This window comes from Brevundimonas sp., from assembly GCF_035561115.1.
Classification (GTDB): Bacteria; Pseudomonadota; Alphaproteobacteria; order Caulobacterales; family Caulobacteraceae; genus Brevundimonas.
In genome coordinates this window covers 1-26,993 of record NZ_DATMYH010000069.1, presented here as the reverse complement: position 1 = coordinate 26,993, position 26,993 = coordinate 1, and the positions used below count along the sequence as shown (strand labels likewise).

Below are 26,993 nucleotides of genomic sequence, written 5' to 3'. Positions count from 1 at the left end.
CCCCTGTACCAGGCGCCGCCCGCCCCCGCGCCGCTGGTCGTCGAGGACGCCGCTGCACCGGAGCCCGGATATGACGAGGACGACGAAGGACGGCCCATGCGGGTTCTGGTCGTCGACGACCACGACATCAACCGCCGCGCCATCCAGCTGATCCTGCAGCCGCTGGGCTGCGACATCGCCACCGCCGCAGACGGCATGGCGGCGCTGAAAATCTGCGAGCACACCGCCTTCGACCTGATCTTCATGGATGTGCGGATGCCCGAGCTGGACGGCCGTGAGACCACCCGACGCATCCGCGCCGGCGACGGCCCGAACGCCGGCGTGCCGATCATCGCCGTCACCGCCGACACGGCGGCGGAGGACATCGCCGCCTGCACGGCGGCGGGCATGACCTATTTCGTGCCCAAGCCGATCACGCCGCCGATGCTGCTGGGAGCCATCACCCACGTCATGAGCATGGGTCAGCCGGACGAGGTGGCCGAGGCTCGGACCGCCGCGGCCTGATCCCGCACCTCGGCCGTCAACCGTTCGGCGAACCCCTCCGCCCTCATCGCGCATTCCCACACCGTCACCACGCGCCAGCCTTCCGCCTCAAGCGCCGCACGGCTGGCCTCGTCGCGCGCCCGGTTGCGATCGATCTTGGCGCTCCAGTAGGCGGCGTTGGCCTTGGGCTTGCGGCCGCCCCTCGCGCAGTCGTGGCCGTGCCAGAAACAGCCGTGCACAAAGACCGCGACCCGCCGGCCCTTCATCACCAGATCGGGCCGCCCCGGCAGGCCCGCACCGCCGAGCCGGTAGCCGATTCCGGCCGCGCGCAGGATGCGGCGCACGGCCAGTTCGGGCCCGGTGTCGCGGCCTTTGACGCGGCGCATGACGGCGCTGCGCTTTTCGGGGGTGAAGACGTCGGTGGTCACAATCCAGACCCCGCGCTCAAGCAGAGAACGACCGCGTCGTTCGCGATAGCGCCCTTACAACTGCGCCAGCAGATGCTCCGCCGACGATACCTTGAATTCGCCCGGCTGTTCGATGTTCAGCTGCTCGACCACGCCGTCCCTGACCAGCATCGAATAGCGCTGCGAGCGTTCGCCCATGCCGAAGCCCTTGGCGTCCATCGACAGGCCCAGCTGGCGGGTGAAGTCGCCGTTGCCGTCGCCCAGCATGACGATGTCGTCCTTGCCGATGCCCTGGCTGTCGGCCCAGGCGCCCATGACGAAGGCGTCGTTGACCGAGACGCAGGCGACCGTGTCCACGCCCTTGCCGACGAGGTCCTGACGCAGGTCCTTGAAGCCCGGCAGGTGTTTCGCCGAACAGGTCGGGGTGAAGGCGCCCGGGACGGCGAACAGGGCCACGGTCTTGCCGGCGAAGATGTCGTCGGTCGTGACGGGCCTGGGGCCGTCGTCGGTGGCGCGGGTCAGGTTGGACGAGGGGATGCGGTCGCCGATCTGGACGGTCATGGGCAGGCTCCGTGAGGGGTGAGGACGAAACGTGCCGATCAGATAGGCGTTGCCGCCGCTCGCGCCAACCGTTCCACGCCTTGCGGACGCCGCCGTCCGTGCCGATGATAGGGTCATGGACGAATTCCAATCCCTGGCCGGGCGGCTTCTGGTGGCCATGCCCGGCATCAGCGACCCCCGGTTCGAGCACGCGGTCATCCTGATCTGCGCCCACCGGCCTGACCACGCCATGGGTCTGAGACTGGACCGGCCCGCGCCGGGCGTGAACCTGAAGAAGGTGCTGACCAAACTCGACACCGCCGCGCCCGACGACGCCGACAGCCGCGCCGTGCTGATCGGCGGGCCGGTGGAGCGCGAGCGGGGCTTCGTGCTGCACACCGACGACTGGCTGGTCGACGACGCCTCGCTGGCCTTCGGCGCGGGCTTCGCCATGACCGGCACCCGCGAGGCCCTGCTGGCCATGGTCGATCCGGCGACGGGGCCGCATCGGTCGGTGCTGCTGCTCGGCTACGCCGGCTGGGGCGAGGGCCAGTTGGAGGACGAGCTGGGCGAGAATGTCTGGCTGACCGCCGACGCCGATCCGGACCTGATCTTCGATCCCGACCACGAGAGCAAATGGGGCCGGGTGCTGGCGGGTCTGGGCGTCGATCCGGCGCGGCTGTCGGGCCAGATCGGCCGCGCCTAGGCCGAGCGCGCCTTGATCGGCGCCGTGCCGTCGGCCAGCGATTCGTTCAGATAGACCTCGGCCTCCTGGGCCGGCAGGGCCTGGGCGTAGCCGAAGCCCTGGCCGTAGTGGCACTGGGCGTCCAGCAGCAGCTTGGCGAGGCCGGCGTTCTCGACCCCCTCGGCGACGACGTCGAGGCCCAGGTCGCGGCCCAGGTTGACCACCGACTTGACGATCTTGGCCGAGCCCTCGTCCTTGTCCATGGTCAGAACGAAATAGCGGTCGATCTTCAGCGTATCGAACGGCAGCTTGGCCAGCCACGTCAGCGACGAGAAGCCGGTGCCGAAATCGTCCAGCGCCAGCGAGGCGCCAGCCTCGCGCAGCCGGGTCAGGGTTTCGGCGGCGCGCGAGGTGTCGCGCATGATGTCGCCCTCGGTCACTTCCAGCTTCAGCGCGCCCTTGGGCAGGCCGGCCTCGGCGATGATGCGGGTGACGTCCGCGACCAGGTCGGGCCGTTCGATCTCGCCGACCGACAGATTGACGCTGCAGAACAGCCTGCCGGCCGCCGGATGCCGCGTGAGCCATTCCGCCAGCTGGCGCGAGGCCGCGGTCATCATCAGCAGGCCCAGCTCGTTCATCAGGCCCATCTCGTCGGCCAGACCCAGGAATTCGTCGGGCGGGACCAGGCCGCGCTTGGGATGGCGCCAGCGGGCCAGCGCCTCAAACCCGGCCACCGCGCCGGTCAGCAGGTTGACGATCGGCTGGTAGAAGGGCTCGATCTCGCCGCGGACGAAGGCGTTCCTCAGATCGGCCTCGAGGGCGAGACGGGACAGGCTGTCGCTTTCCAGGGCCTTGCCGTAGGCGGCCGCGCCGCCGCGCCCCGCCGTCTTGGCCTGTTCGACGGCCAGCTCGACGCGGCGCAGCAGTTCGGCCGGGTCGGGCGCGTCCGGCCCGCCCTCGGCCGCCGCCGAGCCGATGGATACGGTCGGATAGATGTCGAATCCGGCCACCCTCAGCGGCTGTTCCAGCGCCTCCCGCACCCGTTCGGCCACCGTACCCGATCCGCGCGGCGCCAGCACCGCGAACTCATCCTCGCCGATGCGGGCCGCATTGGCGTCATGGGCGAAGGCGGCGTTCAGGCGCGATCCGAGAGCGGCCAGCACCAGATCGGCCCGGGCGTGTCCCAGGGCTTCGTTCAGGCGGCGCAGCCGGTCCACGTCGGCCACCACCAGCTCATAGTCGCCGGGCTGGGTCAGGGCCTCGCCCGCCCGGGCCAGGAAGGTGCGCCGATCGAGAAGTCCGGTCAGATGGTCGCGATGCGAGGCGGCGAATTTGGCCTCCAGCGCCACGACTCCGGCGGCGCGCAGGCCGTCTTCCAGCCAGACGCCGCGCCAGATGCAGGTCTCTGCGTCGCGCATGCGCAGGCGGATGGCGACCTCGGTCCCCTCCTCCTGCGGCTTCAGAATCTTTTCGGCCAGCGAGCGGTCCTGCGGCACGGCCACGGCGGTGAAGGCGGCGCCCGAACACTCGGGCGCCAGCGGACCCAGGCCGAGGGCGCGGGTGGCCCCGGTGAAGCGCATCTGGTCGTCGGCGGGCGTCCAGATCCACAGCGCGGCGTCAGCGGCGGCCAGCGCCTCGATGGCGGTCGTCGCGTCCCAGGCCAGACTTCTGGAGCGAGTGTTCAAACGCCTTACCGGTCCTGACAGGACAGCCCCAGGGATCAGCCCTGGTCAGCCGCCGCGCGCGGCTCCGTCATTCACGACGCCGAACAGGAGATGATCTGCCCATGCGCCGTTAATTTTGAGATAAGCCCGGGCCTGGCCTTCCAGCGCGAAGCCGGCCTTCTCCAGCACCCGCCGCGACGCGACGTTGTCGGGCACGCAGGCGGCCTCGACCCTGTGCAGATTCAATTCGTCAAAGGCGTAGTCGACCATGGCCCGCACGGCCGCCGTCCCGCGCCCCCGGCCGGCGAACGGCTGGCCGATCCAGTAGCCCAGCGTCCCCGTTTCGGCCACGCCGCGGCGAATGTTGGACAGGGTGATCGCGCCTGCCAGGGCCTGATCGGCGTCGGTGAAGATGAAAAACGGCCAGGCGTTTCCGGCCTCCATTTCGCGGGCGTAGATCGCCAGACGCCGTTTGAAGGCCGCCCGGGTCAGGTCGTCCTCGGGCCAGCTGGGCTCCCACCGCTGCAGATAGGCCTGGCTGGCCTGGCGCAGGGCCGCCCAGGCCTCGTGGTCCCCGGCGCGCGGCGCCCTGAGTGTGACGCCCGCGCCCTTGACGACCGGACCGGTCGCCTCGTTGATCCAGTCCAGCAGGGCCATGGGGAGCAGACTAGCGGCCCGCCGTTCAGCCGAAAAGGGCCTCGCGGAACGCCACACCCGCGGGCGCGGCCGCCTTCGGCCCCAGCACGGCGGTCGCGGCCTTTCCGGCGCCCAGAGACATCGCCGCGGCCGCGCGCACGTCATCGGCCGTCTGGGCCAGCATCCGTTCCGCCATGGTTTCCGACGAAATCGGCGCGCCGAAGATCAGCACCTGGGCCGCCGCCCGGCCGGCGCGCGCCGCCGGACTTTCGTCCGACATCCACAGCCCGGCGTTCATCACGGCCTTGGCCCGCGCCAGTTCCGCCGCCGTGGGTCCGGTCTCGGCCAGGGCCCTGAGCTCCGCGGCGCAAACGCCGGCCAGTTCGACCGCCCGTTCGGCGGCGGCTCCGGCGTAGATGCCGAGAATGCCGGCGTCCTCATAGGGCTCGTGATAGGCGTCGATGGCATAGGCCAGACCCCGCTCCTCGCGGGCGCTCTGGAACAGGCGCGAGGCCATGCCGCCCCCGAGAATCTCGGTCATCAGCCGCGCGGCGGCATAGGCAGGATCGGCGGCCGCGGGCGCCGGCAGCTGGAAGACGATATTGGCCTGTTCGATGCGACGCGACAGGGCGGCGCCGCCGCCGGTGAAGCGCGGCGTCCCGGGTTCCTGCGCGGGCGCGCCGGTCTCGGAGCCGAACCAGCGCTCGGCCAGGGTCAGAAGCTCGGCCTCGTCCACCGCGCCGGAAACCGCGATCACCATCCGTTCGGGCGAATACAGCCGGGCCCGCCAGTCGCTGATCAAGGCCCGGGTGATCGGCTGCAGGCTTTTCACCGACCCGAGGATCGGCCGGCCCAGCGGCTGGCGTGCATAGGCCTGGGTCTGGGCCATCTCGAACACATGGTCGTCGGGCGTGTCGAAGGCCTCGGCGATCTCCTGGGCGACCACGTCCTTCTCGCGCTCGATCTCCTCGGAATCGAGCGTGGGACGGAACACCAGATCGGATACCACCTGCATGGCCAGCGGCAGGGAGCCGTCCAGCGCCCGCACCTCGAAACTGGTGCGCTCATAGCCGGTCGAAGCGTTCAGCGAGCCGCCCTCGGCCTCGATCCGCTCGACGATCTCGCGCGCGCCCATGTCGCCGGCGCCCTTGAAGACGAGGTGTTCGAGGCAATGGGACCAGCCCGAGGTGGCCTCGGTCTCCCATTTGGCCCCGCCGCGCACGGCGACGGTCAGGGCCAGGGTGCGGAGGCCGGGCATGGGGTCGCAGATGACGCGGACGCCGTTGGACAGGGTGTGGAGGGTGGCGGTCAGGAGCTTTCCTTTGTCCCGGACGCCTCGCCTTCGGAGCGAGACGGCTTGAGGGAGGGCTTGCGGCGGAGCAGGGCGATATAGAAACCGAGCACCGCCAGCGCCAGTCCGAACCAGGTCAGGGCGTAGCCGAGGTGGTTGTTCGAGAAGGCGGCGGGCGGCGGCTCGGCAATCAATGCAGGCGCTTCGGGCGCGGTCGACTGCTCCGCGAAGAGTACCTGACTGCCGAAGTGACCAGGGTCGCCCCCAAGCGCCTTTACGATGGCCTTGTTGTCCCGGCTGTAGAAGATGCCGTCCCTCGCCGCGAGGGCGAACGGACTCGGCAGAGGGGTCGTCCGTGCCTGGGCGATGACCGCAATTTCTCGGCCTCCCGGTTCGGAGGAATACAGCCTTGTTATCGGCCTCGTCGCGCCGTCAGGTACGAAACCGCGATCGACCAGAAACTGCTGGCACAGCGTGATGATGCGATCGCCGGCCACCCCTTCGTGAATGGATCTCAGCCGGACATAGCCCCTGGTTTCCCAGTTGCAGGCGACGACCACCCGCTGAAACTCGGGAAATTTCGGCAGCTCCTGGAGTGTGGTTGCTGCCGGTTGCGGTTCCGGCGCGACGGCCGACGCCTCGACCCTCGCGGAGGGGCGCGCAGATCGCGGAGGGTACAGAGGGACCGGAGGAGCGGTCGCCACCGCTTCCGCCTGCGCGATCAACGCCTGCTTCCACTGCATTCGCTGCACCTGCCAGACGCCGAGCGACGCCAGCAGGACGAAGGCGAGGGCGCAGACGACTGTCAGCCCCCAGGGGAACCGCGCGCGCGTCGCCTCAGTCGTCATTGCGCGCCTGTCCCGCCTTGTTGCGCATCTGCAGGGCGATCATCACGCCCTTGCCCGGCCGCATCAGGCCCAGCGACAGGCCGGCCACGAGCGGCAGCGCCACCACCAGCATGGCCCATATGGGAGGATTCCAGGCCACCTGGATGAACAGGGCCGAGAAGACCACCAGGCCGCCGGCGATCTGCATGATGAAGACGGCCGCCCCGTCGCCGGTGTTCAGGTGGCCGAAATCGAAGCCGCAGACCGCGCACCGCTCGACCACCTTCAGGAAGCCCGCGAACAGCGGGCCCCGGCCGCAGTTGGGACAGCGGCAAAGCAGACCGGCGCGGATCGGATCGATCCGCGCCGGTGGAAGATCAAGCCCTGTGGGGCCTTCCGTCACCCGAAGGTGACGTAGACGAAGGCGAACAGGAACAGCCACACCACGTCCACGAAATGCCAGTACCAGGCGGCGGCCTCGAAGCCGAAATGCTTGGCCGGGCTCATCTGGCCGGCGTACAGGCGCAGCAGGCAGACCAGCAGGAAGATGGTGCCGATCAGGACGTGGAAGCCGTGGAAACCCGTCGCCATGAAGAAGATCGAACCGTACAGGCCCGAGTTGGCGGCTTCCTCGTTGAAGAACAGGTTCTCGTGGATGATGTGGTTGTACTCATACGCCTGCACCGCGGTGAACAGAACGCCCAGCAGGACGGTGATCAACAGGCCGGTCTTGGCGGCCTTGCGGTCGCCGACCTGCAACGCGTGGTGCGCCCAGGTGACGGTGGTGCCCGACAGCAGCAGGATGACGGTGTTCAGCAGCGGCAGCTGCCAGGCGTCCAGCGTCTCGACACCCCTGGGCGGCCAGGTCGACCAGGCGGCGGCGGTGTCGGCCCAGTTGGCCACTTCCGGAATATGGGCGCGGGCCTCGTTGAAGACCGCCATCTCGAAGAACATCCAGAAGAAGGCGACGAAGAACATCACCTCGGAGGCGATGAACAGCATCATGCCGTAGCGCAGGCCGATGGAGACGACCGGCGTATGGTCGCCCGCCTTGCTCTCCTTGATCACGTCGGCCCACCAGCCGAACATCGACACCAGCACGCCGGCCAGACCGGCGAAGAACAGGGCGTTGTGGCCCTTGGCCAGGAGGGCGCCGGCGACCTGGCCGGCGTCGTCGCCGACCAGCCCCTTCATCCACACCACGGCGCCGACCATCATGGTCGTGACCGCGATCGAGGCGACCAGCGGCCAGGGGCTGGGGTTCACCAGATGGTAGTCGTGATGCGGAGTGGCGTGGGCGTCGGCCATCAGGGTCTCTTCAAGCGGTCGAGATACGTGTGGGGCAGGCTATAGCGTCCGCTATCCCGCTGCGCCAGAGGCTTGGACGGCGTTGGCCGCCAGGTCGGACGCCCGGGTCGGATAGAAGGTGTAGCTGAGGGTGATCTCGCGCACGCCGCGGCTCTCGCGATCCGTCGCCATCTCTGGCGCGACGAAATACTGGACCGGGAATTTCATCGTCTGGCCCGGCTGGATCGTCTGCCCCTCGAAGCAGAAGCACTGCAGTTTCTGGAAATAGGGGCCGGCCCGTTCCGGCACGACATTGTAGGCCGCCGTGGCGTGGATCGGCTGGTCCGAGGTGTTGGTCACGTCGAAATACGCCATGCCCGTCTCGCCGATTCGCACCCGCTGGCTCACCTGTTCGGCGCGGAAGGTCATCGGCAGGCCCCGCACATTGGTGTCGAAGCGAATCAGGACCGTTTCATCCAGAACCCGGTCCGGCGCCTCCTCAGCCTTGCGGACCGTGCCGTCGAAGCCGGTGACCTGGCAGAACATCCGGTACAGCGGCACGGCCGCGAAGGCGGCGCCCGTCATGCCCATGACGGCGAGGACGCAGGCGATGGCGATGGCGTTGCGGGACAGCCTCATCCGGCGTAGCCCACCGGCCGGCCCTCGGCGATCGCCTCGGCGCGGGCGTCCAGATTGCGCTTCAGGTTCAGCACGGTCACGCCGAACACCAGCACGATGAAGGCGACCAGCGCCCCGGCGATGGCCAGGTTGCGCTTCTTGCGGGCTTGCAGCTGTTCCGGGGTCAGGCGGGTCATGGTCGTTACAGTCCAGGGATGGCGGCGATGCTCTCGACCAGCAGGGCCGCGAACAGGGCCATCAGATACAGGATCGAGAAGGCGAACAGGTTGCGCGCCGGTTTGGCCTCGGCGCGGACATCATACAATGCGGCCTCTCGTCCCACAGCCTCGGCCTTGTCGGGCTGGTCGCCGGCGCGGCTGCGATACAGGCGCACCGCCAGGAACAGGAAGCCGAGGCCGCCCAGGACCGACACGGCCAGATACAGCAGGCCGCCCAGACCCGTCAGACCCGGCGCGATCGCCACGGGCACGAAGGCCAGGGTGTAGAGCAGGATCTGCAGCCGGGTGCTCTTCGCCCCCCGCGCCACCGGCATCATCGGAATGCCCGCCCGGGCGTAGTCGCCGGCCGAGTACAGGGCCAGGGCCCAGCTGTGCGGCGGGGTCCACAGGAAGATGATCAGGAACAGCAGCCACGCCTGCCACGGCGCCTGACCGGTCGCGGCGGCCCAGCCGATCACAGGCGGGAAGGCGCCCGCGGCGCCGCCGATGACGATGTTCTGGGGCGTCCGCCGCTTCAGCAGCAGGGTGTAGAAGGCGGCGTAGTAGACGATGGTCAGCAGCAGCAGGCCGCCGGCCAGCCAGTTGGTCGTCATCCCCAGCAGCATGACCGAGAAGATCGACAGGATGACGCCGAACGCCATGGCGTCGTTCTTGCGCACCCGGCCCGCTGCGACGGGCCGTCCGCGCGTGCGCCGCATCAGGGCGTCGGTCTCGCCTTCCAGCGCCATGTTCAGCGCCCCCGCCGCCCCCGCGCCCACGGCGATGCACAGGACGGCGATGGCGGCCGAAATCCAGTCGATGTCGCCCCCCGCAACGACCAGTCCGGTCACGGCGGTGAAGATCACCAGCGACATCACGCGCGGCTTCAGCAGCTGGAAGAAGTCTTCCGGCTGGGCGGTGGAGATCGCTGCTGGCGTGGCTTCGGCGGGCATCCGCTTCCTTCTACTCCGTCATCCCCGGGCTTGTCCCGCGGCCCCGTTCGTCCGTCGCAACGGACGAGGGCCCAGACGCACTGACGTCTGAGCCCCCTTCTCATTCGATCGCGTCAGCCCCGCCATGGGTCCCCGGGACAGGCCCGGGGACGACGGGACCCGGATAGTCCCTAGTGCTCGTCGCTCTTGACCACCGGCAGTTCGTTGAACTGGTGATGCGGCGGCGGCGAGGACAGGGTCCATTCCAGCGTCGTGGCGCCTTCGCCCCACGGGTTGGCGACGCCCTTGCGGCGGCGGATCGCCGACTCCAGCAGCATGACCAGGAAGACCAGCACGCCCACGGCCGTGATCGCATAGCCGATCGACGACACCTGGTTCCACAGCGCATAGCCGTCGGAATAGTCCACATACCGGCGCGGCATGCCCTGCAGGCCCAGGAAGTGCTGCGGGAAGAACACCAGGTTCACGCCCACGAACATGATCCAGAAATGAAGACAGCCGAGGAACTCGTTGTACTTCACCCCGAACATTTTTTCGTACCAGTAGTAGAAGCCGCCGAAGATGGCGAAGACGGCGCCCAGCGACAGCACATAGTGGAAGTGGGCCACGACGTAATAGGTGTCGTGCAGGCTGTAATCGATGCCCGCATTGGCCAGGACCACGCCGGTCACGCCGCCGACGGTGAACAGGAAGATGAAGCCGATCGCCCAAAGCATGGGCGTCTTGAAGCTGATGGAGCCGCCCCACATGGTGGCGATCCAGCTGAAGATCTTCACCCCCGTCGGCACCGCGATGATCATGGTGGCGGCGATGAAATAGGCGCGCAGGTTCACGCTCATGCCGACCGTGAACATGTGGTGGGCCCAGACGATGAAGCCGACGAAGCCGATGGCGACCATGGCGTAGGCCATGGCGAGATAGCCGAAGATGGGCTTCTTCGAGAAGGTCGAGACGATGTGGCTGATGATGCCGAAGCCCGGCAGGATCAGGATGTAGACCTCGGGGTGGCCGAAGAACCAGAACAGGTGCTGGAACATCACCGGGTCGCCGCCGCCGGCCGGGTCGAAGAAGCTGGTGCCGAAGTTGCGGTCGGCCAGCAGCATGGTGATGGCGCCGGCCAGGACGGGCAGCGACAGCAGCAGCAGGAAGGCGGTGATCAGCACCGACCAGGCGAACAGCGGCATCCGGTGCAGGGTCATGCCCGGGGCGCGCATGTTGAAGATGGTGGTGATGAAGTTGATCGCGCCCAGGATCGAGCTGGCGCCCGCCACGTGCAGCGAGAAGATCGCCAGATCCATGGCCGGGCCGGTGTGACCCGTGGTCGAGAGCGGCGGATAGATGGTCCAGCCGCCGCCGAAGCCCTTGCCCGGGCCGCCGTCGACGAACATCGACAGGCACAGCAGCACCCAGGCCGCGACCAGCAGCCAGAACGAGACGTTGTTCATGCGCGGGAAGGCCATGTCCGGCGCGCCGATCATGATCGGCACGAACCAGTTGCCGAAGCCGCCGATCATCGCCGGCATGACCATGAAGAAGATCATGATCAGGGCGTGGGCCGTGACGGTGACGTTGTAGCCATGGTGGGAGGCTTCAACCAGGCCCAGCTTGTCGATCAGGCCGCCCTGGACGAAATACTGGATGCCCGGTTCCGCCAGCTCGAGGCGGATGAAGCCGGACAGGATGCCGCCGACCAGGCCCGCCATGATGGCGAACAGCAGGTACAGCGTGCCGATGTCCTTGTGGTTGGTCGACAGGAACCAGCGGGTGAAGAAGCCCGGCTTGTGGTCGTGGTCGTCATGACCGTCATGGTCATAGGCGAGGTTTTCGGCTGCGGTGGCCATGATCTGTGGGCTCTCGCGGATCGTTACTGGGCCGCCGGGGCCGCGGCGGGAGCCGGGGCGGAGGCAGCGGGTTGGGCGGGTACGGCGGCGTCGCCCACCGTCGGGATGGAGGTCGGGGCGGCGATGGCGCCTTCGGCGATCGTCGGGGCCCCCGTCGTGCCGGCGGCGACCTGGGCGGCGGTGCCGCCCGGAGCCTGTTCCGGCGTTTTCGGCGTCATCGAACCGCCCCTGGAGGCGACCCAGGCTTCGAAATCGGCCTGGGTGACGACGTTGATCTGGATCGGCATGAAGGCGTGGTCGACGCCGCACAGTTCCGAACACTGGCCGTAGAAGGTGCCGACGCGGTCGGCGCGGAACCAGGTCTCGTTGACCCGGCCGGGAACGGCGTCGGTCTTCAGGCCGAAGGCCGGCAGGGCGAAGGCGTGAATCACGTCGGCGGCGGTGACCAGCACGCGGACCGTCTTGCCGACCGGCACCACGATCGGCTCGTCGGCGGCCAGGCGGTACAGGCTGTGCGGCATGCCGCGCTGGGCCAGTTCGTCTTCCGGCAGCATGTTGGAGACGTATTCGGCGATGCCCTGGTCCGGGTACTCATAGGCCCAGTTCCACTGGTTGCCGGTGGCCTTGATGGTCAGGTCGGGCGTCGGCATGTCGTGATAGGCGAACAGCAGGCGGAACGAGAACAGCGAGATGAAGACCAGGATCAGGACCGGCAGGACCGTCCAGATCACCTCGACCAGGGTGTTGTGGCTCCATTTGGCCGGAACCGGGTTGGCCTTCTTGTTGTAGCGGACGACGATCCACACGATCAGGCCCAGCACCAGCAGGGTGATGAAGGTGATGACCGGCATCAGGATGATGTCGTGGAAGAAGTGCGCCTCGACCTTCAGCGGCGAGGCCGCCGGCTGCAGGCCGAAGGCTCCGTCCGTCGGCTGACCCACCAGTTCCTTCGCCCAGGCGGGCGTGGCGGAGAATACGGCCAGGCACAACGCGGTGAAGCCACCGCCGATCGACGCCCGGGCCCGCGTGCCCATCCCCATGCGAAACATCCTCATATTACCGTTTCGTCGCAAACGCTTGCGAGAGAATCGCAAGCAGGCGCCCGGACGTGACGCCCGCAGCGGTTCTTCGCGCGGTCCATATCGCCCCGTCCGACGCTTGCCAAGCGATGAGCAAGAGATTGCCCACGGCTGCGGCCATCCGACCGCAGATTAAATCGTCGTCATGTTATGACAGCTACCTTGCTTAGCCAGATACCTTGCGATACGTCTTGGGCATCGAAGGAGGACGCCCGGTGCCCGAAACAATCGAGATACAGCTGAAGAAGGGGGTGCTGACGCTATGCGTCCTGGCGCTTCTGAGCCGGCATGACAGCTACGCCTATGAGATCGCCTCGACCCTGTCGGATTCGATCGACATGGGCGAAGGGACGATCTACCCGCTGATGCGGCGGATGCAGTCCGACGGACAGGTCGAGACCTATATGGTCGAATCGCCGTCCGGGCCGTCGCGCAAATATTATCGCCTGACCGACGCCGGCCGCGCCGCCCTCGACGCCCAGACGGCCGAGTGGCGCGCCTTCGCCCGCGCGGTCGAATCCGTTCTGGACGACGCGGCGCCCGCCGCCGCGCCGTCCGCGAAAAAAGCCGACAAGGGAGCTGAACTATGACCCGCGCCGAATTCATGGGCCGGTTGCGCCGGGGACTGGTCGGCATGCCGACCGCCGCCGCCGCCGACATCGCCTCGGACTATGAGACCCATTTCGAGGACGGAGCCGCCGCCGGCCGCTCCGAAGCCGAGGTCGCGGCCGCCCTGGGCGATCCCGACCGCCTGGCCCGGGAGTTGCGCGCCGAAGCCGGCGCCCAGCGCTGGCATCAGGAGAAGAACCCGTCGGCCGCCGCCGGGGCCGTGTTCGCGGTCCTGGGCCTGGGCGCGATAGACCTGCTGATCCTGCTGCCCATCTTCATGAGCGTGGTCGGCGTCCTGTTCGGCTTCTTCATGGCCGCCATCGGCCTGTTCATCGGCGGGGGCGCGACGATGATCGCCGGTCCCTTCGCAGGCTTCCCCGGGGGCGTCGCCACGGCGATTCTGGCCGGCATCGGCCTGATGGCCGGAGCCACGGCTCTCGGCGCTCTCACGGCCATCGCCACCATCCTGCTGGTGAACGCCACCGTCTGGTACGCCCGCCTGCACTACCGCCTGCTGAAGCCGGCGCTCGAACCCCAAGCCCAGGTCTGAGGAGGACAACGACATGATCCGCACGCTTCTCATCATCACCGGGGCCAGCCTGGTGCTCTGCGTCGCCACCCTGTCCGGGGCCGCCGCCATCGGCGGCAACGACCTGGCCCGCCACGGCTGGACCTGGACCTTCCGTGACGACGGCGAGGACCACACCGTCCACTTCGAGCGGGGCGACGACGGCCCGGCCGTGACCCGCAACCTGGCCTGGACCGGCGGCGACACGCTGACGGTCGAGATTCCGGGCGACGTGACCTATGTCCAGGGCGACACGCCCTCGGTCGTGATCACGGGCAAGAAATCCATGGTCGACCGCGTCAACCTGATCGACGGCCGCCTGACCTGGGACGACGACGACGGCACGGACCAGGTGGTCTTCGGCTGGCATAACAACAGCCGGCTCCGGGTGGTCATCACCGCCCCAGCGGTGAAGCGCTTCGACCTCGAAAGCTCGGCCGACCTGTCCATCCGCGACTACGACCAGCCGACGTTCGACCTGAACGTTTCCGGTTCGGGCGACGTGGACGCGGCCGGCGAGACCCGGACGGCGACGATCGACACGACGGGGTCCGGGGATTCCGATCTGTCGGCGCTGCGGATGACCGACGCCGAGGTCGACATCTCCGGTTCGGGCGACCTGCGGGTCGGTCCGACGGGCGCGGCGCGGATCGACGTCTCCGGTTCGGGCGACGTCGATCTGACCCGCCGTCCGGCCAATCTGCAGCAGTCCGTGTCCGGTTCCGGCGACATCGACCAGAACTGACCCGGTGACGCGAGGGCGGTCAGCCCCTACTTAGGGCTCATGACCGTCCTCGTATCGCCTCCCGCCATCCTCGACAGCGCCGACGTCGGCGCCGATGAAGCCCTCTCCATTCTGCAAGGCGCGCTCGAAGGAGCCGACGACGGGGAGTTGTTCCTCGAACGGTCCGAGAGCGAATCGCTGGTCTTCGACGACGGCCGGCTGAAATCCGCCGCCTATGACGCCAGCGAGGGCTTCGGCCTGCGGGTGGTGGCGGGCGAAACCGCCGGCTACGCCCACGCCAACGAGATCAGCGGCCCCGCCATCCGCCGCGCCGCCGACAGCGCCTCCCTCGCCAAATCCGGTCATGCCGGGATCACGGCCGAGGCTCCCCGGGCCACCAACCAGCAGCTTTATGACGCGGTCGATCCCCTCGCCTCGCCCGCCTTCTCCGACAAGATCGCCCTGCTGTCCGAGATCGACGCCTGGGCCCGGGCCCGCGACCCGCGCGTCGTCCAGGTTTCGGCCAGCCTGATCGGCGAGCGCCGCCAGATCGAGATCCTGCGTGGCGACGGCCGGCTGGTGCGCGACCTGCGCCCGCTGGTCCGGATGAATGTCTCCATCACCGTCGAATCGAACGGCAAGCGTGAGAGCGCCTCGGCCGGCGCCGGCGGCCGCGCCGGCTTCGAGACCTGGATCGCCCCCGACCGTTGGCAAGGGCAGGTCGACGAGGCCCTGCGTCAGGCCCTGGTCAATCTGGAGGCCGTGGACTGCCCGGCCGGCGAAATGGACGTGGTTCTGGGCGCCGGCTGGCCCGGCGTCCTGCTGCACGAGGCGATCGGCCACGGCTTCGAGGGCGACTTCCACCGCAAGGGATCGTCGGTCTTCTCCGGCATGATGGGCCAGCGCGTCGCCGCCCCGGGCGTGACCGTGGTCGATGACGGCTCCATCGCCGGCCGCCGCGGTTCCTTGTCGGTCGACGACGAGGGCACGCCGACCTCGCGCACCGTCCTGATCGAGGACGGGATCATGGTCGGGCTGATGCACGACCGCATGTCGGCGCGCCAGCTGGGCGCCCGCGCCACCGGAAACGGCCGGCGCCAGTCCTTCGCCCATATGCCGATGCCGCGGATGACCAATACCTTCATGGAAGGCGGCAAGGACAAACAGGCCGATATGATCGCCTCGACGAAGCGCGGCCTCTATGCGGCGAATTTCGGCGGCGGCCAGGTCGACATAACCAACGGCAAATTCGTCTTCCAGTGCACCGAGGCCTACCTCATCGAGGACGGAAAGATCACCGCCCCGGTGCGCGGCGCGACCCTGATCGGAGACGGCGCCACGGCGTTGCAGCGGGTGCAGATGATCGGCGACGATTTCGCCTTCGACCCGGGCGTCGGCGTCTGCGGCAAGGGCGGCCAGGGCGTGCCCGTCGGCATCGGCCAGCCCAGCCTCAAGATCGCCGGCCTGACGGTGGGCGGAACGGCGGTCTGATACGACCGTTTCTGACGCAGGCTGGCGCCATACTGCCGGTCATGTTGATCGGCGCCGAAATCAGACGAAGCGGACTCAGTGGACTCTTCGGACTCTTCGGACTGTGTTTTTCAGGGCGCCGGCTTCCACTCCGGCCCTTCCACCTCGAACCCGCGCGCCTCCAGCTCGTCCAGCACGCCGCCCGCCTCGGCCAGCAGCCGGATCGGGGCCACGCCCATGGTCACGCCGGGCGAGATCATCGCCGTCTCGATCGCCGCGGCCCATTGCTGTCTCAGCTGCGGCGCGATCTCGGGGTCGCCCCAGGGCCAGCATTCGTTCAGCGCCCTGTCGACCGGAGAGGCGACGACGTCCGCGACCCGCAGGGCGCGCCAGTCCTCGGCCCGGTCGCGCGCCGCGTCCGGCCCCGCCTCGGCGGCGGCGATGGCGGCCTGGACGCAGGGGATGTGGGCGCTCTGGGGCGCGTTGATCAGGCTGTCGATCAGCTCGTCGCCGCGCACGGTTCCGACCGGGCGCACAGGAACCCGGGCGCGCCGCGCCGCGCGCCGGATCACGTCCATGGCGTCGTCGCCGGTGCGGCCCTGCCCGTAGCCGGCCTTGTCCTGCATCAGGTCGAAGCCGACGAACAGCAGGCTCTTGCGCCGCCAGCCGTCATTGCGTTCGTCGGCCATCACGGCCTCGAGCCGGGCCTGCCAGTCGGGCGTCAGAAAATCGGCGGTCGTCCGGCCCCCGGGCATGCGGGCGATGGTGCGGGCGCGCCAGATGACGCGGAACAGGTCGGTGACCGAGGCCTGGCCCACCTGCGGCGACAGGATCTGGTCCGACCGCGCCGCCGCCGCTTCGAGGTCGTCGGGTCTCCACGGCAGGTCGCGGGGAATGCTCCGGATCGCGCCGACCAGGATCAGGGTGCTGTCGTCCCGGGTCACCGTCCACATCGGCGCACCGGACCGGCGGGCCAGAACGATCACCTCATCCAGTTCGGTCGCCCCCGCCTCGGGCGTCTGGGCCATTGCGGCGGCCGATGCTCCCGCGCCGGCCAGAAAGACGGCGGCGAACAGACCGGCTGCAAATGACTTCACGGACATTACCTTCTTCATCTGCAGAGCCTCAGTAGTGGCAAGACCAAATCAGAACACAATCGTGACAGCGCCGTAATGATGTCCCCGATTTAATGCACCTGTCCGTCTTGTAACTGGAGGCGACTGCGACGGACGGTCACATCTCTCGTCACACGACGAGGGGAATCCTGCAATGACCAAGACCATCTTGCTGGCGACGACGGCGCTCCTGCTGGCCGCCGGAGCCGCGTCCGCCCAGACGTCCGGCGAGCAGCAAGCCGCCCCCCGGGCAGACGCGGCGCAACAGGGGGTTCTGGTCTTCGCGCCGGAATTCTTCGCCGACCACCGCCCCAATTCGGCTCTGGACATGGTCAACCGGATTCCGGGCTTCAGCGTCGTCGACGGCGACGGCAGCCGCGGGTTCGAGGGGTCCGTCGGCAATATCCTGATCAACGGATCGCGCCCGGCTTCCAAGAACGACACCGGCTCGGCCGTGCTGGGCCGCACCCTCGCCGCCCAGGTCGAGCGGATCGAGCTGATTCGCGGAGGCGCGCCCGGCATCGACATGCAGGGCTTCGCCATCGTCGTGAACGTGATCACCAAAGCCGAGTCCAGCCGGCAATCGATCCTCACCCTGAACAGCTACATTTTCGACGGCGGACAGGATGTCCATGGCGGGTCCTGGCAGTTCACCGCCAAGGAAGGCGACCGGACATGGGGCGTCACCCTGAGCGACGGCATCTCCACGAGCGACGCCAACGGCACAGGACCCGTGATCCGCCGCGATGCGGCCGGCGCCGTCATCCGCCAGGAGGACTTCTTCAATGACCAGTACGGCGGCGGGACCTCGATCCGCGGCAACTTCGCCACGCCCCTGTTTGGCGGCAAGATCGACCTGACGGCCCGCTACGGCGTCAACGACTACCGCAGCATCACACTGCAGACGGCGCCCGCCGTCCGGCGCGACAACCTGTTCGAGGAAGACGGCTCGGGCGGCGAGTTCGGGGCGGTCTACACCCGCCCGCTGAGCACCCGCCTGAATCTCGAGACCCGGTTCATTCACCAGTTCAATGACTTCGACAACGTCTCGACGTCACGTACCCGCGCCGGCGGCGTCGACAGCCCGGAACAGCTCTTCGTCGCCGAGGGCGAGTCGTCCGAAACGATCTTCCGCAGTCTGCTGCGTTTCGAACGCTCGCCGGCCCTGACCTTCGAGGGCGGCGGCGAGGTCGCCTACAACATGCTGGAGGTCCAGCAGGCCTTCACCGTCGGCGGGGTCGCGGTGCCCCTGCCCTCGGCCTCGGTCAAGGTCGAGGAAACCCGCGGCGAAGCCTTCGGCAAGGCGACCTGGCGCATCCGCCCGACACTGACGCTGGAAGGCGGGCTGCGTCTGGAGGCCTCGACCATCACCCAGTCCGGCGACGCCGATCAGGAGAAGAGCTTCTTCTTCGCCAAGCCCCGTGTGCAGGCGACCTGGACGCCGATGCCGAACAACCAGTTCCGCTTCAGGTTCGAACGGGAACTGGGCCAGCTGGACTTCGGCGACTTCGCCGCCTCCTCCGATCTGGACGAGGAGAATGTGCTGGGCGGCAACGCCGATCTGGAACCCGAACAACGCTGGATCACCGAAGTCACCTACGAGCGCCGCTTCTGGACCGACGGCATCGTCAGCATCGGCCTGCGCCACGACGAGATCGTCGACGCCATCGACGTGATCCCGCTCGACATGGGTCTGTCGGCGGTCGGCAACATCGGCGACGGCACCCTGGATCAGCTGGTGGTCAATGTGCTGGTGCCGACGGACAAGTTCGGCTTCACCGGCGGGCGGTTGGGTTTCCGCAACACTTGGAACCACACCGAGGTGACCGATCCGACCACGGGCGAGACCCGCGCCATCTCCGGGCTCCGGCCGTCGCAGCCGGTCTTCACGATCGCCCAGAACATCCGCTCCTGGAAGCTGGAGTGGGGCGGCGCCTGGATCACCACCCTGCACCAGTTCAACTACGATCCCGACCAGACCTCGGGCTTCCGCGGCGCTGACTATTTCGAACTCTGGGCCGAGTACAAACCGACCGCGACCCTGTCCCTGCGGGCCCAGATCAACGTCTGGGACGACTTCGAGGTCCAGCGCACGGTCTTCGCCGATCGCACGGCGGCCCGGCCCGTGGCCTTCTACGAGAACCGCTATATCGACCCGCGGACCTTCGTTTCCCTGCGGCTCCGCAAGACCTTCTGATTCTCCGGCGGGGCGGCCACGGCGCCGCCCCAAGCCTGTCGGCGATTTAATCCACCTGTCCCGCTTTTAACTGGAGGCCCGAAAGACCGGCGCGCACCTTTGCCGTAATCGGGAGAGGGTTCATGAGAAAAGCAGTCTGGCTGGCGGGAGCGGCCGCGAGCGCCCTGTCGGCGCCGGCGCTGGCCCAGACCTCGCCCTCGCTGGCCGCCGCCCCGCAGTCCGCCGCCCAGGCGCCGGTCCCGACCGGCCCGGCCGACAGCGCCCCTTCCATCGACGCCGCCCAGCAGGGCGTTCTGGTGTTCGAACCCGCCTTCTTCGCCGACGCCCGCCCCGACACGGCCCTGGACATGATCGCCCGCCTGCCCGGTTTCGGCCTCGACACGGGCGACAGCGACACCCGGGGCCTGGCGGGCACGGCCGGCAACGTGCTGATCGACGGCGTCCGGCCCTCGACCAAGAGCGACAGCCTGGACCAGATCCTGCGCCGCATCTCGGCCGCCGGCGTCGCCCGCATCGAGCTGATCCGGGGGGGCGCGCCCGGCATCGACATGCAGGGCCGTTCGGTGATCGCCAACGTCGTTCTGGTTCGCACCGTGGTGACCGAACGCGTGATCGAGGCCAACGCCTATTTCTATCCCGACGGCTATGTCGGGCCGGTGGTCTCGGCGCGCTGGTCCCGGCGCGAGGGCGACAACCAGATCGAGGGGTCGCTCAACGCCTTTACCGACCGCACCGACGGAACCGGCGACGGTTTCCGGCGCCGCTACGACCCCGCCGGCAACCTGATCCAGGACGCCGACCTGGTCCTGTGGGATCGCATCCGACAGGTGCGCGGCACCGGCGCCGTCCAGCGGCGCATCGGCGGCGGCCTGCTGAAGGTCAATGGCCTGCTGGGCTGGTTCGGCAACGAAAACTCGCAGGATCTGCTGATCCGGTCGGGCGCCGGCAGCGACAGCTTCAACGATGAGGAAGCCGACGAGATCAACGGCGAATTGGGCGTCAACTGGACCCGGGACCTGGGTCCCCGCGCCGGGCTGGAACTGACCGGGCTGCAACGCTACGGCAACGAGAGCTACACCGGCGTGTCCACCGGCGCCGGCGGCAGCTCGACCTTCACCGCCGACGCCACCGCGGGCGAATCCATCGTCCGGGCCACCCTGCGCTACCGGCCTGACGACCAATTCGCCGTCGAGACGGGCGGGGAGATCGCCTTCAACTTCCTCGACAGTACAAACGCCTATGAGGAGAACAGCGTGGCCATTCCGCTGCCGTCGGCTTCGGTCAGGGTCGAGGAACTGCGCGGCGAGCTGTTCGGTCAGGCGACCTGGCGGCCCGGTCTGAAATTCACGCTTGAGGCAGGGGTCCGGGTCGAGGTTTCGGAGATCAGCCAGTCGGGCGACAGCGATCAGTCCAAATCCTTCGTCTTCCCGAAGCCGCGCATCCAGATGACCTGGACGCCATGGGCAGGCCACCAGTTCCGCTTCCGCGCCGAACGCGAGGTCGGCCAGCTGGACTTCGGCGACTTCGTCGCCTCGGCGGACATCGACATCGGCCAGGTCGAGGGCGGCAACCCGGACCTGGAGCCGCAGAAGGCGACCGTGCTGGAAGCGATCTACGAGCGCCGTTTCTGGGGCGAGGGGGTTCTGGACTTCACCTGGCAGTACGCAGAGATCGAGGACGTGGTCGATGTCATTCCCCTGACCGGCGGCTTCGACGGGGTGGGGAATATCGGCGACGGGACGTCGAGCTTCTTCCAGACCCGGCTGACCCTGCCGACGGACAAGCTGGGCGCGCCCAACGGCCGCCTGCAGGTGCGCGGAAGCTGGGCCCCGACATCCGTGGTCGATCCCGTGACCGGCGAGGAACGGCGCTTCCAGGGCAATCAGGCCTTCGGCTGCGGCGTGGCCTTCAACCAGGACCTGAAGGGCGGCCGCTGGTCCTACGGCTTCGACCACGGCTGCAACGTCGACAAGGGCGCCGCCTACCGGGTGCGCGAGATCCGCTACTTCTATTCAGAGCCCGGCGTCAGCGCCTATGGCCAATGGAAACCGCGTCGCGACCTGACCGTGCGGGTCGACCTCGGCAACGCCTCCAACCGCCGGAATGGCTACAACCGCGAAATCTACGCCGGGCCGCGCGACACCGCCCCCCTGGCGTTCCGCGAGGTGCGCCGCACCCGGATGAGCCCGTGGCTGTTCGTCCAGATAAGAAAGACCTTCTGAAGAAGGCGACCCCAAGTCCCCAAACTGATGTGCGCCACCCCCGTGCACGAAAAAGGGCGGAGCCGCGAGGCTCCGCCCTTCTGTTCTCCCGGCTGGCTGGATCAGCCCGCCGTGCTGGTTCCGGGTTTGGCGACGTTGCCGTCTTCCTGACCGCGGTCGGTCAGGGCCGGGCCCGGGTGGTTGCTGGCGTCATTGGCTCCATGCGACCAGCCCTTGATGAAGAAGCTGATCAGGATGAAGAAGGCGCCGATGGCCATGCCGCCCCAGCCCAGTTTCTCGAAGACGTCGAGCGAGGTGCGCAGGGCCAGACCGGGGTCCAGCACCTGACCGCCGACGGTCTCCGTGCCGGCCAGACCCGCGATCCAGCCACCCACGAACTGGGCGATGGAGCTGGCCAGGAACCAGACCGCCATCATGAAGCTGACCACGGCCGGCATCGCCAGTTTGGTGATCTCCGACAGGCCCACGGGCGACAGGAACAGCTCGCCTGTCGTGTGGAACATGTAGAGCAGGCCCAGCAGCACGATCGGCAGCTGGAAGGCCGAGTTGGCCATGCCGGCGCCCCAGACCACCACCATGAAACCGAGTCCGACCTGAATCAGGCCGAGACCGAATTTCATCGTCGGGTTGGGGTCGAGATTGCGCTTGGCCAGATACGCCCACAGGGCGGCCATGATGGGCGCGAACAGCAGGATGAAACCGGCGTTGAACGACTGGGTCTGGGCCGCGGTGATCGTGGCGTCGATCCAGAAGCCGGTCGGGGTGATCCCTGCGGCCGCCAGCTGCGCGGGCGTGCCCACGGTGACGCCCAGGAAGTTGAACGCCGTCGGCGTCAGGCTGAGATCGACGTTGCGGTCGGCGAACAGGTTCAGCGAGGTGCCGGCCTGTTCGAACAGGGTGAAGAAGACCACCGCGCCGAAGATCAGCACGCAGGCCAGCATCATGCGCTGACGCTGCGCCCACGTCTTGCAGAGCGCGACGATGACGTAGCCGATGAAGACCAGGGAGGCGACCGTCGCCACGCTCAGCACGGTGCCGACGAGCGCGTTGCGCTGGACCAGGAACCAGATCAGGCCGACGCCGAGGGTGCCCAGCAGATAGATCGACCATTCGCGGTTCAGCGGGCCGATCATCGGACGCTTCAGCATCTCCGGGTTCGGGGGTTCACCCTTGCCCTCGAGCAGCGGCTTGCCGAGCATGAACACGACCCAGCCCAGCGCCATGCCGAGGCCGGCCAGGCCGAAGCCCGCCCACCAGCCGACCGTCTGGCCCAGATAGCCGCACAGCACGGCGGCCCAGAAGGCCCCGAGGTTGATGCCGTAGTAGTAGAGGGTGAAGCCGGAATCGCGCCGCGGATCGCCCTGCGGATACAGCTGTCCGACGATGGTCGAGATGTTCGGCTTCAGGAAGCCGACGCCCATGATGATCAACGAGATGGCGAGATAGAAGAGGTTGACGCCCGCCAGGTCGCGGGTCTGGGTCATGACATACGACCCTTCCGCCAGGGTGGCGGGCAAGGGCGACGCCGCCGGCAGGCCTTCCACGGCGATGCCGCCGCCTTCAGCCGGACCGAAGGCGTATTTCTGGCCGTCCAGGACGATGTTGACGTCGCGATCGGCGCCGCGGCCCTCGGCCGAGATCTCATAGGTCTGACCGCCGTAGGTCAGGGTTTCGGTGGCGGGGCGGCCCTCGAAGGCCATCAGGCCGTGACCGGCGACCAGAAGAAGGGCGCCGAAGGCGATGGCCTTGCGCGTGCCGATGAAGCGGTCGGCCAGCATGCCGCCGACCAGCGGCAGCAGATAGACCAGCGAGGTGTAGGACCCGTAGGTCGAGCCCGCCATGGAGTCGTCGAAGAGGAAATGCTGGGTCAGGAAAAAGATCAGGATGCCGCGCATGCCGTAGTAGGAGAACCGCTCCCACATCTCGGCGAAGAACAGGATGATCAGTCCGCGCGGATGGGTTTTCAGGATCTGCAACAGCACCGGTATGCCGGTGACGAAGGTGATGATCAGACCGACGATGATGACGATGTTCATGCCCGGCCTCCTGTGGTTTGCCGGGCTTCAAGCCCGATGCGCCCTGTAAGCGCTCTCCCTGCGTCCGTCGTACTCAACGGCTCACTCCCTTTTTGCTGCGCCCCACCTGACGCGCGATGGGCGCATAAGCAGCACGCGGAGCAAGACCGGACAAGAGTTAAGGGTAAATTGGCGGGAAGGTGGCGCCCGGCGCGACTGGACGGCACGATGGGCGGGATTCGCAGCATGAGGCGGTTAATGATCACGACACGCAGGTCGGCGTTGATCGGGCTCGGCGGCGCCCTGACCCTTTCCGCCTGTTCACGCGGCTCTTCGGCGGACGCCGCCGACCACAGGGACATCGTCGCCGCAGGATCGCCCGCTGCGCTTCTGGTGTGGGCCGTCGCGCGCGATCGGCTGGCGGGCTGGCCGAGAAGACCCGGACCGGCGGCGCTCGCAGCCCTGCCCGCCCTGGCCGGCGATCTGCCTGAACTGGGGGCCCTCGCCGGCGGGGGCCGGCCGGCGAACCTGGAGGCCATCGCCGCGCTGAAGCCGCGACTGGTCATCGACTACGGCGACATCGACCCCGACCATCAGGACCTCGCCCGGCGCCTGCGGACCCGGCTGGGAACGGACTGGCGGCTGATCGACGGCGCGCTGACCCGGATCCCGGAGGCGATCCGCGAGGCCGGAGAGCTGCTCGGGGCAGGGCGGACGGCCGTCGCGCTGGCCGAACAGGCCGCCGGGGTGCTGGAGCGATGGCGTCGTGCGCCGCCCGGGCCGAGCTTCTACTACGCCCGGGGAACGGACGGTCTCGAAACCGGCTTCAGCGGGGCCCTGGCGACCGAGGTTCTCGAGGGCGCGGGCTGGACCAATGTCGCCCGGGGGTCGCGCGATATCGGCCGGGTGACGCGGGAACAGATCGCGGCCTGGGACCCCGAGGTCCTGGTCACCCTGGACCCGACGTTCGCGAAGGCCGTCCGGCATGATTCAGTCTGGCGTTGGCGGCGCGACGGCGGGCGTCGTCGCCTGCTGCTGTTGCCGGACCGCCCGTTCGGCTGGGTCGACCGGCCGCCCTCGGTGAACCGTTTGCTGGGCTGCGCCTGGCTGGCCGATCCCGAGGGCTCCACCCTGGCCATCGGGGGGTTGAGCCGCCGCATCTACGGCATGGCGCCGGCTGAAATTCCCCAGCCGCGATGGATCGGGTGAGCCGGCTGAAATCCGCCCTGCCGGCTGTGGTTCTGACCCTGCTCGCCCTTGGGGGAGCGGTTGCGGTGTTGTCGACGGGCCCCCTGGCCATCCCGCCCCCGGACCTTCTGTCCGCCCTGCTCGGCCATGGGACAAGGGACGCCGACCTGGCCCTGGCCCTGCGCGGTCCGCGCCTGCTGGCCGCCCTGACCTGCGGCGCCGCGCTGGCGGGGGCGGGCGCCGGGTTCCAGATTCTGTTCCGGAACCCCCTGGCGGCGCCCGACCTGCTTGGCGTCTCGTCCGGGGCGGGCCTGGGCGCGGCCCTGGCGCTGCTGTTCGGCGCGGGAACCGTCCTGGTGCAGAGCGCCGCGTTCGCGGGCGGACTCGCGGCCGGGGGCCTGGCCCTGGGATGCGCGGCCCTGACCCGAAGCGGCGACGGGCGGCTGGCCCTGATTCTTTGCGGCGTCGTCGCCGGAGCTCTCGCCTCGGCCGGACTGGGCCTGGTCGTCATCGTCGCCGAGCCCTATTCGCAATTGCCGGCCATCACCTACTGGCTGCTGGGCTCCTTCACCCGCGCAACCTCGTCCGAGGCGCTGTTCGCCCTCGCGCCCGTCGTCGTGGGCGCAGCGATCCTGCTCTGGCTCGGCTTCCGGCTCGACGTCCTGTCGCTGGGCGATGAGCAGGCGCAGTCGATGGGCCTGCCGGCACGCCATCTGCGGCTGACGGCTCTCGCCGCCGCGGCCCTGATGACGTCCGCGGCCGTCGCCCTGGCCGGCGTGGTCGGCTGGATCGGCCTGCTGGCGCCGCACGCCGCGCGTCTGGTCGTCGGCGAGCGGGCGGGGCAACTGATCCCCGCCTCCATGGCGGTCGGCGCCCTGTTCGCCCTTGCCATAGACCGGCTGGCCACCGCGTTCGGACCCGCAGAAATTCCGGTCGGGTTGCTGTCCGCCGCCGTCGGCGCCCCCGCCTTCCTCTTCCTGTTCGTCGCCGCCTCGAGGCGGTCATGAGCGGCCTGCGGCTCAAGGGACTGGTCGCCGGGCGCGGCGGCGGTTTCCGCCTCCCGCCGCTGGACCAGATCGTGGAACCCGGCGAAATCATCGCCCTGATCGGACCCAACGGCGCAGGCAAGACCACCCTGCTGAAGACTCTCGCGGGCCTCCTGGCGCCAATGGAGGGTTCCATCGTCCGACCCCGCGCGGCGTGGCTGCCGCCGCCGGGCGTGGTCCAGGCCGGCTTTTCAGCCCTGCACCTGACCGCACTGGGACGATCGCATCTGAGACGCTGGTCTTCCGGCCTCGCCGCCGCTGATCTGGATGCCGCCCGCGCGGCGCTGGACCGGCTGGACGTGGGCCACCTCGCGGATCGCCCTTTTGACCGCCTGTCGAGCGGCCAGCAGCAACTGGTCCTGATCGCCCGCCTGTTCGTCCAGGACGCCCGGCTGTGCCTGCTCGACGAACCGCTGGCCCTGCTGGACCCCGCCCACGCCCGGGCCGTGGAAGCGGCGATCCGGGCCTTGGCCGTCGAGGGCCGCATCGTCATCGCCTCCACCCATCACCTGCCTTTCGCCGCGCGCGCCGACCGCGTGCTGGCGCTGGGTCCCGACCGGGCCGACATGGCCGCGCCGGCCCGCGCGCTGGCGCCCGACCGCATCCGCGCCCTGTTCGGCGTTGATGCCGGCGGCTGCCCGTGCTGCGGTCAGCCCTTGAGTTGAGACCGCGCATGCCCGACGTTCGGGACTCGCTTTCGAAAGGCCGCCCATGTCCCTCGCCCGCCTCCTCCCGGCCGCCCTCGCCCTTTTGCTGTCGACGTCCCCGGCCCTGGCGCAGGAGGCGCCGCGCTGGTCGTTCGCCATCCATGGCGGCGCCGGCGTCATCGAACGCGAAAGCCTGACCGCCGAACAGGACGCCGCCTATCGCGCCGCCCTGAAGCGCGCCCTGGAAGCCGGCTCGGCCGTGCTGGCCAACGGCGGCGCGGCGCTGGACGCGGTGCAGGCCGCGATCGAGATCATGGAGGACGATCCGCTGTTCAACGCCGGCCGCGGCGCGGTCTTCACCGCCGCCGGACGCAACGAGCTGGACGCCGCGGTGATGAACGGCCCGGACCTGACGGCGGGCGCGGTCGCCGGCCTGACCCGCACCCGCCACCCGATCGCGGCGGCCCGGGCGGTGATGGAGCGCTCGCCCCACGTCATGCTGATCGGCGAGGGGGCCGACAGTTTCGCCGCCTCGGTGGGGCTGGAGCAGGTCGATCCATCCTTCTTCTTCACAGAACGCCGCTGGCAGGGGCTGGAGCGCGCGCTGCGCGACCAGAACCAGCCCGTTCCCCGGCGCCCCGAGGGCGCTCCCGGCCCCCAGGC

27 protein-coding genes are annotated in these 26,993 nt (G+C 68.8%); 12 read left to right on the top strand and 15 right to left on the bottom strand.

The window, feature by feature from the left end:
* Nucleotides 1–504, top strand: a 504-nt coding sequence (locus VN378_RS09280; protein ID WP_325743147.1) for a response regulator, incomplete at its 5' end; no start/stop codon positions are given.
* On the opposite strand, the gene VN378_RS09275 is transcribed toward VN378_RS09280, so the two are convergent.
* Both VN378_RS09275 and VN378_RS09270 read right to left on the bottom strand, forming a co-directional pair.
* Nucleotides 462–911, bottom strand: a complete 450-nt coding sequence (locus tag VN378_RS09275) for a very short patch repair endonuclease (protein WP_325743145.1) — start codon at nucleotides 909–911, stop codon at nucleotides 462–464. The two genes, VN378_RS09280 and VN378_RS09275, sit on opposite strands and share 43 nt — an antisense overlap.
* Before the next feature lie 54 nt (nucleotides 912–965).
* Nucleotides 966–1,451 (bottom strand): peroxiredoxin, encoded by a 486-nt coding sequence (locus VN378_RS09270; protein WP_325743143.1) that lies wholly within the window; start codon nucleotides 1,449–1,451, stop codon nucleotides 966–968.
* A gap of 115 nt (nucleotides 1,452–1,566) precedes the next feature.
* Between VN378_RS09270 and VN378_RS09265 the strand changes: the two genes are divergently transcribed.
* A complete protein-coding gene (locus VN378_RS09265; protein ID WP_325743142.1) occupies nucleotides 1,567–2,136 on the top strand; it encodes a YqgE/AlgH family protein in 570 nt (189 codons plus the stop codon).
* Here the strand turns inward: VN378_RS09265 and VN378_RS09260 are convergent.
* From VN378_RS09260 to coxB, 11 genes are all read right to left on the bottom strand, one after another.
* Nucleotides 2,133–3,800, bottom strand: a complete 1,668-nt coding sequence (locus tag VN378_RS09260; RefSeq protein ID WP_325743140.1) for a bifunctional diguanylate cyclase/phosphodiesterase — start codon at nucleotides 3,798–3,800, stop codon at nucleotides 2,133–2,135. The two genes, VN378_RS09265 and VN378_RS09260, sit on opposite strands and share 4 nt — an antisense overlap.
* A 45-nt stretch (nucleotides 3,801–3,845) precedes the next feature.
* Nucleotides 3,846–4,436, bottom strand: a complete 591-nt coding sequence (locus tag VN378_RS09255) for a GNAT family protein (protein WP_325743138.1) — start codon at nucleotides 4,434–4,436, stop codon at nucleotides 3,846–3,848.
* Nucleotides 4,437–4,461: 25 nt separating this feature from the next.
* Nucleotides 4,462–5,673: a pitrilysin family protein gene (locus tag VN378_RS09250; RefSeq protein WP_325743136.1), complete on the bottom strand. Its 1,212-nt coding sequence runs from the start codon at nucleotides 5,671–5,673 to the stop codon at nucleotides 4,462–4,464.
* Between the two features lie 50 nt (nucleotides 5,674–5,723).
* Nucleotides 5,724–6,554: an SURF1 family protein gene (locus VN378_RS09245; protein ID WP_325743134.1), complete on the bottom strand. Its 831-nt coding sequence runs from the start codon at nucleotides 6,552–6,554 to the stop codon at nucleotides 5,724–5,726.
* On the bottom strand, nucleotides 6,544–6,936 hold the full coding sequence (locus VN378_RS09240; RefSeq protein ID WP_325743132.1) for a DUF983 domain-containing protein: 393 nt from the start codon (nucleotides 6,934–6,936) through the stop codon (nucleotides 6,544–6,546). The genes VN378_RS09245 and VN378_RS09240 overlap by 11 nt, the downstream gene beginning before the upstream one ends.
* Nucleotides 6,933–7,841, bottom strand: coding sequence for a cytochrome c oxidase subunit 3 (locus VN378_RS09235; protein ID WP_325743130.1), 909 nt, complete (start codon nucleotides 7,839–7,841; stop codon nucleotides 6,933–6,935). The genes VN378_RS09240 and VN378_RS09235 overlap by 4 nt, the downstream gene beginning before the upstream one ends.
* A 51-nt stretch (nucleotides 7,842–7,892) precedes the next feature.
* Nucleotides 7,893–8,459: a cytochrome c oxidase assembly protein gene (locus tag VN378_RS09230; RefSeq protein WP_325743128.1), complete on the bottom strand. Its 567-nt coding sequence runs from the start codon at nucleotides 8,457–8,459 to the stop codon at nucleotides 7,893–7,895.
* Entirely contained in the window at nucleotides 8,456–8,635 is a 180-nt protein-coding gene (locus VN378_RS09225) for a hypothetical protein (protein WP_325743127.1), read from the bottom strand. The genes VN378_RS09230 and VN378_RS09225 overlap by 4 nt, the downstream gene beginning before the upstream one ends.
* 5 nt (nucleotides 8,636–8,640) lie before the next feature.
* Entirely contained in the window at nucleotides 8,641–9,609 is a 969-nt protein-coding gene (gene cyoE, locus VN378_RS09220; RefSeq protein ID WP_325743125.1) for a heme o synthase, read from the bottom strand.
* A 170-nt stretch (nucleotides 9,610–9,779) separates the two neighbouring features.
* Nucleotides 9,780–11,450: a cytochrome c oxidase subunit I gene (gene ctaD, locus VN378_RS09215; RefSeq protein WP_325743123.1), complete on the bottom strand. Its 1,671-nt coding sequence runs from the start codon at nucleotides 11,448–11,450 to the stop codon at nucleotides 9,780–9,782.
* Nucleotides 11,451–11,473: 23 nt separating this feature from the next.
* Complete coding sequence (gene coxB / locus VN378_RS09210) at nucleotides 11,474–12,505, bottom strand: cytochrome c oxidase subunit II (RefSeq protein ID WP_325743121.1); 1,032 nt, start codon at nucleotides 12,503–12,505, stop codon at nucleotides 11,474–11,476.
* Nucleotides 12,506–12,744: 239 nt separating this feature from the next.
* On the opposite strand from coxB, the gene VN378_RS09205 reads away from it, so the two are divergent.
* The 4 genes from VN378_RS09205 to tldD are packed head-to-tail and all read left to right on the top strand — an operon-like array spanning nucleotide 12,745 to nucleotide 15,921.
* Nucleotides 12,745–13,119, top strand: a complete 375-nt coding sequence (locus VN378_RS09205; protein WP_325743120.1) for a PadR family transcriptional regulator — start codon at nucleotides 12,745–12,747, stop codon at nucleotides 13,117–13,119.
* The gene (locus tag VN378_RS09200) at nucleotides 13,116–13,688 is read left to right on the top strand and encodes a DUF1700 domain-containing protein (RefSeq protein WP_325743118.1); all 573 of its coding nucleotides are present in this window, start codon (nucleotides 13,116–13,118) and stop codon (nucleotides 13,686–13,688) included. Before VN378_RS09205 ends, VN378_RS09200 begins: the two co-directional genes overlap by 4 nt.
* A 13-nt stretch (nucleotides 13,689–13,701) precedes the next feature.
* Entirely contained in the window at nucleotides 13,702–14,451 is a 750-nt protein-coding gene (locus tag VN378_RS09195; protein ID WP_325743116.1) for a GIN domain-containing protein, read from the top strand.
* Between the two features lie 39 nt (nucleotides 14,452–14,490).
* Nucleotides 14,491–15,921 carry a metalloprotease TldD gene (gene tldD / locus VN378_RS09190; protein ID WP_325743114.1) on the top strand — a complete coding sequence of 477 codons (1,431 nt, stop codon included), beginning with the start codon at nucleotides 14,491–14,493 and terminating at the stop codon, nucleotides 15,919–15,921.
* Between the two features lie 110 nt (nucleotides 15,922–16,031).
* On the opposite strand, the gene VN378_RS09185 is transcribed toward tldD, so the two are convergent.
* The gene (locus tag VN378_RS09185; RefSeq protein ID WP_325743112.1) at nucleotides 16,032–16,997 is read right to left on the bottom strand and encodes a TraB/GumN family protein; all 966 of its coding nucleotides are present in this window, start codon (nucleotides 16,995–16,997) and stop codon (nucleotides 16,032–16,034) included.
* A gap of 172 nt (nucleotides 16,998–17,169) precedes the next feature.
* On the opposite strand from VN378_RS09185, the gene VN378_RS09180 reads away from it, so the two are divergent.
* Both VN378_RS09180 and VN378_RS09175 read left to right on the top strand, forming a co-directional pair.
* Nucleotides 17,170–19,212, top strand: coding sequence for a TonB-dependent receptor plug domain-containing protein (locus tag VN378_RS09180; RefSeq protein WP_325743110.1), 2,043 nt, complete (start codon nucleotides 17,170–17,172; stop codon nucleotides 19,210–19,212).
* A gap of 122 nt (nucleotides 19,213–19,334) precedes the next feature.
* Entirely contained in the window at nucleotides 19,335–21,434 is a 2,100-nt protein-coding gene (locus VN378_RS09175; protein WP_325743108.1) for a TonB-dependent receptor plug domain-containing protein, read from the top strand.
* 101 nt (nucleotides 21,435–21,535) lie between these two features.
* On the opposite strand, the gene VN378_RS09170 is transcribed toward VN378_RS09175, so the two are convergent.
* A complete protein-coding gene (locus VN378_RS09170; RefSeq protein ID WP_325743106.1) occupies nucleotides 21,536–23,470 on the bottom strand; it encodes an oligopeptide:H+ symporter in 1,935 nt (644 codons plus the stop codon).
* A 237-nt stretch (nucleotides 23,471–23,707) separates the two neighbouring features.
* Here VN378_RS09170 and VN378_RS09165 point away from each other — a divergent pair, with 237 nt between their 5' ends.
* The 4 genes from VN378_RS09165 to VN378_RS09150 all read left to right on the top strand — a co-directional run.
* On the top strand, nucleotides 23,708–24,658 hold the full coding sequence (locus tag VN378_RS09165; protein WP_325743104.1) for a hypothetical protein: 951 nt from the start codon (nucleotides 23,708–23,710) through the stop codon (nucleotides 24,656–24,658).
* Entirely contained in the window at nucleotides 24,655–25,644 is a 990-nt protein-coding gene (locus VN378_RS09160) for an iron ABC transporter permease (RefSeq protein ID WP_325743102.1), read from the top strand. The genes VN378_RS09165 and VN378_RS09160 overlap by 4 nt, the downstream gene beginning before the upstream one ends.
* Nucleotides 25,641–26,348, top strand: coding sequence for an ABC transporter ATP-binding protein (locus VN378_RS09155; protein ID WP_325743100.1), 708 nt, complete (start codon nucleotides 25,641–25,643; stop codon nucleotides 26,346–26,348). The genes VN378_RS09160 and VN378_RS09155 overlap by 4 nt, the downstream gene beginning before the upstream one ends.
* Nucleotides 26,349–26,394: 46 nt before the next feature.
* On the top strand, nucleotides 26,395–26,993 hold a 599-nt coding region (locus VN378_RS09150), incomplete at its 3' end, for an isoaspartyl peptidase/L-asparaginase family protein (RefSeq protein ID WP_325743098.1).

Excerpts from the sequence above, each read along its gene's own strand:
- VN378_RS09270 (WP_325743143.1), bottom strand. The coding sequence starts at position 1,451 with ATGACCGTCCAGATCGGCGACCGCATCCCCTCGTCCAACCTGACCCGC.
- VN378_RS09265 (WP_325743142.1), top strand. The coding sequence starts at position 1,567 with ATGGACGAATTCCAATCCCTGGCCGGGCGGCTTCTGGTGGCCATGCCC.
- VN378_RS09255 (WP_325743138.1), bottom strand. The coding sequence starts at position 4,436 with ATGGCCCTGCTGGACTGGATCAACGAGGCGACCGGTCCGGTCGTCAAG.
- VN378_RS09250 (WP_325743136.1), bottom strand. The coding sequence starts at position 5,673 with ATGCCCGGCCTCCGCACCCTGGCCCTGACCGTCGCCGTGCGCGGCGGG.
- VN378_RS09245 (WP_325743134.1), bottom strand. The coding sequence starts at position 6,554 with ATGACGACTGAGGCGACGCGCGCGCGGTTCCCCTGGGGGCTGACAGTC.
- VN378_RS09235 (WP_325743130.1), bottom strand. The coding sequence starts at position 7,841 with ATGGCCGACGCCCACGCCACTCCGCATCACGACTACCATCTGGTGAAC.
- VN378_RS09230 (WP_325743128.1), bottom strand. The coding sequence starts at position 8,459 with ATGAGGCTGTCCCGCAACGCCATCGCCATCGCCTGCGTCCTCGCCGTC.
- VN378_RS09225 (WP_325743127.1), bottom strand. The coding sequence starts at position 8,635 with ATGACCCGCCTGACCCCGGAACAGCTGCAAGCCCGCAAGAAGCGCAAC.
- cyoE (WP_325743125.1), bottom strand. The coding sequence starts at position 9,609 with ATGCCCGCCGAAGCCACGCCAGCAGCGATCTCCACCGCCCAGCCGGAA.
- ctaD (WP_325743123.1), bottom strand. The coding sequence starts at position 11,450 with ATGGCCACCGCAGCCGAAAACCTCGCCTATGACCATGACGGTCATGAC.
- coxB (WP_325743121.1), bottom strand. The coding sequence starts at position 12,505 with ATGAGGATGTTTCGCATGGGGATGGGCACGCGGGCCCGGGCGTCGATC.
- VN378_RS09200 (WP_325743118.1), top strand. The coding sequence starts at position 13,116 with ATGACCCGCGCCGAATTCATGGGCCGGTTGCGCCGGGGACTGGTCGGC.
- VN378_RS09195 (WP_325743116.1), top strand. The coding sequence starts at position 13,702 with ATGATCCGCACGCTTCTCATCATCACCGGGGCCAGCCTGGTGCTCTGC.
- tldD (WP_325743114.1), top strand. The coding sequence starts at position 14,491 with ATGACCGTCCTCGTATCGCCTCCCGCCATCCTCGACAGCGCCGACGTC.
- VN378_RS09180 (WP_325743110.1), top strand. The coding sequence starts at position 17,170 with ATGACCAAGACCATCTTGCTGGCGACGACGGCGCTCCTGCTGGCCGCC.
- VN378_RS09175 (WP_325743108.1), top strand. The coding sequence starts at position 19,335 with ATGAGAAAAGCAGTCTGGCTGGCGGGAGCGGCCGCGAGCGCCCTGTCG.
- VN378_RS09170 (WP_325743106.1), bottom strand. The coding sequence starts at position 23,470 with ATGAACATCGTCATCATCGTCGGTCTGATCATCACCTTCGTCACCGGC.
- VN378_RS09165 (WP_325743104.1), top strand. The coding sequence starts at position 23,708 with ATGATCACGACACGCAGGTCGGCGTTGATCGGGCTCGGCGGCGCCCTG.
- VN378_RS09155 (WP_325743100.1), top strand. The coding sequence starts at position 25,641 with ATGAGCGGCCTGCGGCTCAAGGGACTGGTCGCCGGGCGCGGCGGCGGT.